Here is a 1,011-nt window from a genome sequence, read left to right on the forward strand (position 1 = left end):
TGGGGGGGGTGGTGGGGGAGAGGGGCGTGGAGGGGATTTCTGCGCTTCGGGGCGGTTCTCGCCGGTAGGGGCAGCGCGCGGGCGGTGCAGCGTGTAGCTTCCGGGGACATGCCGGGGGGACGCCGGGGTGGGACAGGGTGACTGGGGGGTTGCTCCATGGGAGTACGGCTCATGGTGGTCGACGATCACCGATTGCACGCCGAGGCGCTGGCCTCGGCGCTGAAGCTGCGGGGGCACCGGGTGCTGGCCGCGGCGGCGCCGGCCGCGGGGGCGGCGGAGCTGGTGATCAGCAGGGCGCCGGAGGTGTGCCTGCTGGGGACGGCGGCACCGGCCGAGCCGGGGATCTTCGATCCGGTGGTGCGGGTCAAGCGGGAGCGGCCGCAGGTGGCGGTGCTGGTGTTGGGCCCGGTGCCCAGCCCGCGCGGTATCGCGGCGGCGTTCGCGGCGGGGGCGTCGGGGTACGTGCGGCACGACGAGCGGATAGAGGGTGTCGAGCGGGCGATCATGAAGGCCCGGGCCGGGGAGGCGGCGGTGGCGCCGGCGCTGTTGCAGGGGGCCTTCGGGGAGCTGCTGAACCCCGCGGCGCAGCCCGACGACGAGGGGCAGCGGCTGATGGAGATGCTGACCCCTCGGGAGGTGGAGGTGCTGGTGCGGGTCGCGGACGGTGAGGACACGCGGGTGATCGCGGCCGGTATGGGCATCGCGCCGTCCACCGCCCGCACGCACGTCCAGCGGGTCCTGATGAAACTGGGCGTCGGCTCCCGCCTGGAGGCAGCCGCGCTGGCCGCCCGGACGGGGCTGCTGGACCGGGCGGGTGCCTCCGGCGGCTGAGCGGGTGCCTGCGGCGCCTTTGCGGGATGCCTGCGGCGCCTGTGCGGGTTTGGTGGGGGTGCGCGGTGCGCGGTGGGGTGCGTTGTGGGTCGGGGCCGCGCCGGGGGGTGTCCGTCCTCGGAACGGCGCGGAATCGGTCGGCCACAGATGTGAACTCCGTTGACGCGCCAACCGCTGCGG

General features: G+C 75.3%; 1 protein-coding gene. It reads left to right on the forward strand.

Annotated features, from left to right (window positions below):
- Positions 1 to 156: 156 nt before the first annotated feature.
- Positions 157 to 831: a response regulator transcription factor gene (locus IG88_RS0137760; RefSeq protein ID WP_031051417.1), complete on the forward strand. Its 675-nt coding sequence runs from the start codon at positions 157 to 159 to the stop codon at positions 829 to 831.
- The last annotated feature ends 180 nt before the right edge of the window (positions 832 to 1,011 follow it).

It is taken from the genome of Streptomyces sp. NRRL F-5650, from assembly GCF_000721365.1.
GTDB classification, from domain to species: Bacteria; Actinomycetota; Actinomycetes; order Streptomycetales; family Streptomycetaceae; genus Streptomyces; species Streptomyces ardesiacus.

Bases quoted from the DNA above. Each gene is read 5' to 3' on its own strand.
- IG88_RS0137760 (WP_031051417.1), top strand. From the start codon at position 157: ATGGGAGTACGGCTCATGGTGGTCGACGATCACCGATTGCACGCCGAG.